An 8,646-nucleotide genomic window follows, 5' to 3' on the forward strand; every position below is an offset into this window, starting at 1 on the left:
ACCAAAGATTTTTGTAACAGCCCGTAAGCCCAAAAGTGGCTAAACTCGCCGTCATTAATCGCGATTTTCGGCCATTGCAGCCGACTTTCCGAGAGCCTGGAAATTCCGCAGGCCGAGTGTCTCACTAAGTTTGCAGGGCATAATCAAACTATTCACTAGACTATTTCCACATCGCGGAAATATACTGCGCTTCCTGTTATTACTGTAGGAATACTTTGTGGACCCCAACTCTAGTCGATTGTGTCAAACCTTACTGGCTTCTCGTCACCAAGGGAGGACGCAACAATGATTGAGACCCTTCTTACCCTTCTGTTCGGCATTCTATTTATTTTGGCTATTATCGCAGCAAACGGCTACTTCGTTGCCCAAGAGTTTGCGTACATGGCCGTGGACAGAGCAAGACTCGCAACGCTGGCAGCCACTGGTGATGAAGCCGCAAAACGCGCGCTCAAAGTCACCAAACGTACCAGCTTTATGCTTTCCGGAGCCCAACTTGGCATTACGGTAACCGGCTTGGTGCTGGGCTTCGTTGCTGAGCCCCTTGTTGGCCAGTCGCTGGGCGCATTGTTGCAAGGCTTTGGGTTATCGCTAGAGGCGGGTATCGCTCTAGGTACCGTCATCACCCTGGGTGTCGCTATGGTCGTTCAAATGATCATGGGCGAGCTGTACCCGAAAAACCTCGCGATTGCGAATGCAGAGCCAATGGCTCGCATGATGTCCCGCTCAACACTGATTTACATGTCTGTGTTTGGCTTTTTCATCAGCTTCTTCGACAAATCAGCAAACCTGCTGCTTCGCGCGGTTCGCATTGAACCAGTACACGATCTTGACGTGAGTGCTTCAGAAGAAGACTTGCACCACATCATCGCTAACTCTCGTGAAACGGGTGATATCCCTGTCGAACTGTCACTGATGATGGACCGTATTCTGGATTTCCCAGAGCGCGACGTAGAACACGCGATGGTGCCTCGTTCTCAGGTGGACTGGGTTGAGCCAGAAACCACATTGACTGAGTTAGTGTCACTGATGGCACAAGCACATACCCGTTACCCAGTGGTTAACGACGATGATGCGCCTGTGGGTGTGGTCCATTTGCCTGACGTACTGGCCCGTATAGATGCTGGCCATGCTGACGACACTGTAGAATCAGTGATGCGCCCTGCTACCGTGCTGCCAACGCTAATGAGTCTGCCAGACGCTCTGGATCAGCTAGAGAAATCGACCAACCATCTGGCGTGTGTCATTGACGAGTACGGCGGTTTTGCTGGCGTGCTGACGATTGAAGACCTTGCAATGGAAATCGTGGGTGAAATCACCGACGAACACGACGCTGACGCGGCGGATGCCGTTGTGCCGCAGAGCGACAATGTATGGTTGATGGAAGGTGATGTCCACATCGACGAAGTAGAGCGTGCGATTGGCTTCGACCTGCCTAAAGACGATGTAGAAACCATCGCTGGCATGTTGATTGCTGAGCGCGGCGCACTTCCGGCTGAAGGTGAGACAGTCGTTATCGAACTGCCAGTCGACCCATCCGAATTTGCTTCTGGCGAGCTGTTCAAGCGCCATCTTGAAGTTGAAGTGTTGCGTATTGAGCGACACGTTCCAACAGAGGTGCGCGTCAAGCTTGTAGAGAATCCCATTGAGGAGGGTGAAGAATAATGATCGATCCGTTGATTGTCACTTTGGTGACCACTGCCCTAATCGTATTGAGTGGCTTCTTCGTTATCATCGAATTTGCATTGATGGGTGCACGTCGCCACCGCCTGGAAGAAATGGCTGTGGAAAGTGCGTCTGCACGCGCTGCGTTGCGCGGCATGAATGACCTGACACTGATGCTAGCCGGTGCCCAGTTGGGCATTACCTTCTGTACCTTTGCGTTGGGTGCAGTCACTAAGCCAGCGGTAGACCATTGGATTGGACCCGTGTTTGCCTTTATGGGCATGCCGGAATGGGCGGTAGATGGTGCGTCGTTCGGTTTTGCGCTGTTCGTCGTGACTTTCCTTCACCTTGTCGTGGGCGAAATGGCACCGAAGTCCTGGTCGATTGCACACCCTGAAAAATCAGCACTGGCGATTGGCCTTATGGCACGGGCTTACGTGTGGCCGCTGCGTCCGTTGCTGAACTGGATTAACCGCATTGCGAACCGTCTGGTGAAAGCATCTGGCGTTGAACCAGTTGAAAGCGCTGCTGTCGGTGGGCAGGACATTGATACCATTCGTCAGCTCGTCGAACACTCAGGTAAAGTGGGTACACTGCAACCGAGTATTCAGAAGCAGCTTTCCGGTCTGATTGACCTTAGTTCAATCCCGGTTGAAACGCTGGTCACCGAAGGTCAGGTGATGGCGCATGTTGACAAACGCGCAACCGTTGCGGAAGTGCGCAAGGTGTCGATGGAATCTGGACACATGCGTATTCTGGTATTCGGCAACCGTGGCCTGAAACCGCTAGTGGTTCATGTACGTGATACCCTGCTGGAACCTGCTGACCGACCTGCACGTGAAATCGCACGTAAAGCGCATGTGCTTGATGCTAACACACCGGTATACGAAGCGCTGGCGCGTATGCGAGAAGCAAGTGTGCAGATTGCTGTGGTGAGCAAAGGCGACAAGATGATTGGTGTCGTCACGCTGGCAGATATCCTGAAGCGTGTACTGCCAACATCAGCAGCGAGCTAATCGTCCCGCAGTTATCTCAATAAAAAACGCCACCCTTTCAGGTGGCGTTTTCGTTTTTATCAAACCTTGAATCACAAGCGTTCACATGAAATCTGATAGTCAGCTTATGCCGCACTCAATACCTTCTGCTGATGGGTAAGGTACTCTTCGTATGTGCCTTGGAAGTAATCCAGCTTCTTGTCTTTGATTTCGATAACCGCCGTCGCCAGTGATGACACGAACTCACGGTCGTGACTCACGAAAATCAAGGTACCCGGATACACTTTCAGCGCGCTGTTCAGTGCTTCAATCGCTTCCATATCCATGTGATTGGTTGGCTCATCCATCACCAGCACGTTGATGTCTTGCATCATCAGCTTGCCGAAGATCAGGCGGTTCTTCTCACCACCCGAACAGTTTCTGGCTTTCTTGTTCACGTCATCTTCGGTAAACAGCAGACGCCCCAGAATCGCACGCACAATCAGGTCATTGTGCTTCGCAGTGCGCCACTGCGAAATCCACTCAAAGATAGTCATATCGTTGTCGAAGTCAGCAGTACAATCCTGCGGGCAGTAACCGACAGACGCATTCTCCGCCCACTTCACCACACCTTGGGTTTGCTCAAGCTCGTTCACCAAACAGCGCAGCAATGTGGTTTTACCCACACCATTCTCACCGATAACGGCAAGGCGCGAGCCTGCTTCCAACAGCAGATTGCCATTTTCAAACAGCATCTCACCATCGTAGCCATGACCCACTTCTTGCAACTCAAGTGCCTGACGGTGCAGTTTCTTACCTTCACCAAAATCAATCGACGGACTTATACGGCTAGAGGTTTTCACCTCATCCAGCTTGATTTTGTTTATACGTTTTGCGCGCGAACTCGCCAGCTTTGCTTTAGAGGCGTTGGCACCGAAGCGGTTTACGAACTCTTGCAGCTCGTTAATCTCAGCGGCTTTCTTGGCGTTACTCGCCAGCAATTGCTCGCGTTGCAAACCTGACGCTTCCAGGAAGTAATCATAGTTACCCGGGTAGATACGCAGCTCACCGTAATCAATGTCTGCCATGTGGGTACAGACGGTGTTAAGGAAGTGCCGGTCGTGCGAGATGATAATCATGGTACACTTACGCTGGCTCAACTCTTCCGCCAACCAACCAATGGTGTGAATATCTAGGTTGTTCGTCGGTTCGTCCAGCAGCAGAATATCTGGGTTCGCAAACAGCGCCTGCGCCAACAGCACACGCAGTTTCCAGCCCGGCGCAACTTGCTGCATCAAGCCAAAGTGCAGGTGCTCTTCAATACCTGCTTTGATCAGGATATCGCCCGCGCGGCTTTCTGCGGTGTAGCCATCCATTTCCGCGAACTCGACTTCAAGTTCAGCGACTTTCATGCCGTCTTCTTCGCTCATTTCCGGCAAAGAGTAAATGCGATCACGCTCTTGTTTTACTTCCCAAAGCTTCTTGTCACCCATGATGACCACATCAATCACGTTGAAGTTTTCAAACGCAAACTGATCCTGACTCAACACACCCAAATTCAATCCCGGCGCGATCGACACGTTGCCTGAGCTAGGTGCCAGTGCACCGCTCAATATCTTCATAAAGGTCGATTTACCACAGCCATTCGCGCCAATCAGGCCATAACGGTTACCGTTACCGAACTTTGCTGAGATGTTTTCAAACAACGGCTCCGCGCCAAATTGCATGGTGATGTTAGCGGTTGAAATCAATGAAGTATTCCTAGGTGAATGATGAGAAGTGTTCAGAGCGGCACTTTATGTGGCACGAACAAACAGTCGGCGAATTATACAGACTAAATTGGGATTGAACAGATGGGAGCAGGCTAGCGCTGGAAATGTAATGATTTTAACGCTAACTAAAGAAGGGGCCAGAACAGATCAGCCTGATACAATGATGAACAATTTCGACTTAGCTTTTGTTCTCTCCATCGTCCAATTCAGACTTAGCTCTATTTACGCAAAGTGACGCACTCACTTTGTTGTTTTAGCGCATTGGCGGTTGAGCCCACAAAAAGAGACCGAACTATTAGGATAGATATGGACGCGCCCGATTCACGGATTTCACCCTCTCGGTTTGGTGCAACACCGTGTTTGGGCACGTCCATTGTTACTACTAGTATGGGCTAGTAGATGTACACCGCGCCGGAATCAAACCCTGTTTGATCAGCACTGTTCTGCTCACCGTTGACACCTGGGGCCGTTGAATCTTCCCCAGTAGATCCCACCGCCAGAACCTTCCCATCATTTGAAAGCGATACTGACGCGCCAAAATAGTCCGCATATTGTGTATTCGTAGCCTTGATATAATGCAACTGCTCCCAAGCACTATCGGCAAAGCGAAAAATATACGCAGCGCCAGCAGTACCTGAATTGTCTTTGCTCTCATCACCATTCATGCCTTTGGCATCTGATTCTTCTTCATAAGCACCAACCGCCAGGGTGTTGCCATCCCCTGACACAGATACCGAGTAGCCAAACAGGTCACCTAGCCTGGTATTCGAAGCCTTGATTTTGTCTTCCTCTTTCCAATCATCATCGGCAAAGCGGAATACATATGCAGTTTCATTTTTCTTCGTCCCAACTGCAAGGGTATTCCCATCGTTGGACAGGGATAACGTATCGCCAAAATGGTGAAGATACCCACTATCCGAGGCTTTGACATAAGCTTCCTGACTCCATTCGGTATCGTCAAAGCGGAATACATAAACAGCACCGTAATCTTGATTTTCGTTGCTGTCTTGGTTCTGTTCACTGTGTATGCCTTTGGAAGATGAATCTTCTCTATAAGCCCCTACTGCCAGGGTTTTCCCATCCCCTGACAGAGACAAAGTGTTACCAAAGTTGTCATTTTTACCTGGATTCGAGGCCTTAATAAAGTCATGCTGCTCCCAATCAGTACCATTGAAGCGGAATACATACGCAGCCCCTGAACCAGACAAACTGCCACTACTATTTGGGGTTCCATTTGAAGATTCTCCTTCAGCCCCCACCGCGAGGGTGTCACCATCAGCTGAAAGGGATACTGAGATGCCAAATCTTAGGTATGCATGAAGGTCCATGGGCTTGATAAAAGCCTGCTCGGTCCATTCATCGTTCTTAAAGCGGAACACATATGCAGCACCCGAATCGTTTGTACAACAAGTTTCTGGTTGATTGATGCCTGTGGAGGTTGAATCTTGATACCGAGCTCCCACCACAAGAGTGTTCCCATCAGCTGAAAGGGATAGTGACTCGCCAAATCGGTCTTTATACCCGGAATTCGAGCCCTTGATATAAGCCTCCTGCGTCCATTTATTATTGTCAAAACGGAACACATACACAGCGCCAGAATCGAAGCCCCATGAATCGTTTTGTTGGTCACTATTGATGCCTTTGGCCTGTGAATCTTCTCCAGAAGCCCCCACCGCGAGAGTTTTCCCATCCGCTGAAAGGGACACATTAGAGAATCTGTCATACGTCCCAGGATTCGAGGCTTTGATATACGTTATGAAAGTGTTCAGATCATCGGAAGATAAGGTTTCGTCATTAGACGCTGTTGAGCCTGTGCTGTTAGTGGCTAATACAAAAAAGTCAGCCAAATGATTTATTATTGGCCCGCCCAAATTCAGCTTGAAGTGAAGCATATCGGTCGTCGTGCCCAGCACTTCACAATGGTTGAGGAATGTTACATCTTTTCTACACAAGGTATAACCCGTCGCATCCGTGGAGCTACTCCAATTGAAGCTCACTGGATAATAATCATTTGAGAGCGCCCCGACAGTCGGGCTCGCCAAATTCAATGGTCCCGGTAAAGGGATGCTGGGTGGGCTGGGGGAGGTCTCTGTATCGTTAACCTCCCCTGGAAAAGGGCTTGGCGAGGGCGAACCAGTACTCCCCCCTTGTACAGAAGTGTCTGCCGTTTTAGCGTCCTCCTCTCCACCACATGCAGTGAGTCCGAGCGACAATACTGGCAACACCCAGATCGCTTTCTTAAATAAATACATCACATATCCTCAAAAAATAGCATCCGGTGGCTGTGAAGCGCGTTAAGCCTATTAAGCACACCCTCAAATCTGGTTCGCATAAAAATTTCGTATCGAAAAATAAGCTAGAAGAGATTGAGGGGAATTCAACGGTGAGAATATTGACTCATAAATAATAATGAGACATTATAAAAATCAGATTAATTGTTAAAGCAGACAGTTACCGAGAGAAACCTGGGGAAATAAAGAAAAAAATTTCACATATGAGACATACTCCTCCTTTAAACAATGCGGCCCACTTCAACATAATTCTTTTTGTTTTTCCTTTTATCAGAGCCATCACGGACTAAGTAACACTGACCTACTTAATGGGGCAGAACCACACTGCATAACCCCAAACCAAAAACGCCACCTCTCGGTGGCGTTACACTTCAATCAACCCGTCAAAGCTTTGGCAATGTCGCCCAAATAGCGGCAAGCATATCGCTGCCGAGAGCAGCACTGCGATCTGGTGACCACCCGTAAATTTCGTCTGGCTGGTCGTTGTGGTCTTTGAATGGCATTTCAACGGTGTAAGACAAACACTTAAACTGCTCTGCCACCCAGTTAGAGCCCACTGTCAGGTTAGCTGTACCCGGTGCACTTTTCGGGTAGCCGTGCTCGTCTTGAAACTCTGGGGTGATGGTCAGCAGCGCTTGCTTGAAGTGAGCTTCCATCGCGGCGAAATCTTCATCGTAGGAAGGAATGCCCTCACTTCCTGCCACAAAGTTGTACGGAATAGCTTCGTCGCCGTGGATATCCAGGAACATATCTACGCCCGTTTCCAGCATACGTTCACGCACGTAGAAAACCTCTGGGCTGCGCTCTAGGGTCGGCGTTTGCCATTCGCGGTTAAGGTTTGCGCCGACCGCATTGTGACGAAGGTGACCACGGATACTGCCGTCTGGGTTCATGTTTGGCACAACACGGATAACTGCATTATCAATTAGCGCTTTGCCGACGGTGTCGGTTTCATCCAGTAGGCGCATCAACAGGCCTTCAATAAACCACTCTGCCATGGTTTCACCCGGGTGTTGGCGGCCAATCACCCAAATATTCTTTTTACCTCCGGCTGGTTCGCCAATGGTAAGCAGGCTGATGTCGTTGCCATCAATGGTTGCACCCAAGGTTTCCAGTTTGCAGGCATAGTGGGTTTGCGCTTCGTGCAGTAGGTCTTGATGACGCTCGTAAGAGTAAGGCGCGAAGTAGGCAAAATACATAGAGCTTGCTTCCGGTATCACCGAGAAGCGCAGGTTGTCGCCATCAAACTCTGAAGGGATTCGGAACCACTCATTGCGATCGTAAGAAGCGACCACATCGTAATCTTGCCAACCTTCTGGGTAAGCGGATTTAGCCAGGTTCAGCAGCGTGAACTGGTGCAGTTCCTGCGAATCACTTTCTAAACGGAAGTGAAACCATTGCGCGGTTTCTGTATTGTTGTCGGCTGGGATTGAAAGCTGAATATTGGCTGGTGAGTCAGCGGAAACCACCTGAATGTTGCCGCTGTCAAAGTTGCTGAAGATTTTCATTGTTGATCGTCTTTCTTATCGGAATTTGGGAATCACATTAGCATAGTTCCCGATTCGCGAAAGCGAGTATACCCATATATGGTCTCCTCCTAGTTTGCAAGACGACAGGTTTGATTGAAGGGACAGGTTTGCTTTCATATATCCGGCCTGTTTGTGAAGCGTTGCTTCTGGCCTTGATGAGACTTCGCGCATACTGGCCTTATCAAACAATCGGCTTCTAGAGCCTCGGGTATAGCCAGGGTTTCAGTATGCCGGTCTGACCTGTTTTCATCTTGCCTGTTGCCTTCGCAACCTTGGTGTGATTTCCTTTTGTTCTAATGCTTTCTTATGCTGTCACTGGTTTATAGGTTTCTTGCCGTGTAACAACTACCCACGCTATCCGTATAAGCTTGTTCGCTAAGGCCACCGTCGCTTTGTTAAAGCCGCGCGTAGCAACTAG

5 protein-coding genes are annotated in these 8,646 nt (G+C 49.5%); 2 read left to right on the plus strand and 3 right to left on the minus strand.

Features of this window, described 5'->3' with window-relative positions:
* Nucleotides 1-285 precede the first annotated feature (285 nt).
* Nucleotides 286-1,662 carry a hemolysin family protein gene (locus GMA8713_RS20920; protein ID WP_062713924.1) on the plus strand — a complete coding sequence of 459 codons (1,377 nt, stop codon included), beginning with the start codon at nt 286-288 and terminating at the stop codon, nt 1,660-1,662.
* Entirely contained in the window at nt 1,662-2,678 is a 1,017-nt protein-coding gene (locus tag GMA8713_RS20925; protein ID WP_062713926.1) for a CNNM domain-containing protein, read from the plus strand. Before GMA8713_RS20920 ends, GMA8713_RS20925 begins: the two co-directional genes overlap by 1 nt.
* A gap of 104 nt (nt 2,679-2,782) precedes the next feature.
* On the opposite strand, the gene GMA8713_RS20930 is transcribed toward GMA8713_RS20925, so the two are convergent.
* The 3 genes from GMA8713_RS20930 to GMA8713_RS20945 all read right to left on the minus strand — a co-directional run bounded on the left by GMA8713_RS20930 (nt 2,783) and on the right by GMA8713_RS20945 (nt 8,207).
* Complete coding sequence (locus GMA8713_RS20930; protein WP_084387801.1) at nt 2,783-4,387, minus strand: ABC-F family ATPase; 1,605 nt, start codon at nt 4,385-4,387, stop codon at nt 2,783-2,785.
* A 413-nt stretch (nt 4,388-4,800) separates the two neighbouring features.
* Nucleotides 4,801-6,660 (minus strand): hypothetical protein, encoded by a 1,860-nt coding sequence (locus GMA8713_RS20940; protein WP_084387802.1) that lies wholly within the window; start codon nt 6,658-6,660, stop codon nt 4,801-4,803.
* Between the two features lie 422 nt (nt 6,661-7,082).
* The gene (locus tag GMA8713_RS20945) at nt 7,083-8,207 is read right to left on the minus strand and encodes a M14 family metallopeptidase (RefSeq protein ID WP_062713932.1); all 1,125 of its coding nucleotides are present in this window, start codon (nt 8,205-8,207) and stop codon (nt 7,083-7,085) included.
* Nucleotides 8,208-8,646 lie beyond the last annotated feature (439 nt).

The organism is Grimontia marina (genome assembly GCF_900060185.1).
Taxonomy (GTDB): domain Bacteria; phylum Pseudomonadota; class Gammaproteobacteria; order Enterobacterales; family Vibrionaceae; genus Enterovibrio; species Enterovibrio marinus.

What these genes read in the sequence shown, in the direction of transcription:
- GMA8713_RS20945 (WP_062713932.1), bottom strand. Translation starts at nt 8,207, where the DNA reads ATGAAAATCTTCAGCAACTTTGACAGCGGCAACATTCAGGTGGTTTCC.
- GMA8713_RS20940 (WP_084387802.1), bottom strand. Translation starts at nt 6,660, where the DNA reads ATGTATTTATTTAAGAAAGCGATCTGGGTGTTGCCAGTATTGTCGCTC.
- GMA8713_RS20920 (WP_062713924.1), top strand. Translation starts at nt 286, where the DNA reads ATGATTGAGACCCTTCTTACCCTTCTGTTCGGCATTCTATTTATTTTG.
- GMA8713_RS20925 (WP_062713926.1), top strand. Translation starts at nt 1,662, where the DNA reads ATGATCGATCCGTTGATTGTCACTTTGGTGACCACTGCCCTAATCGTA.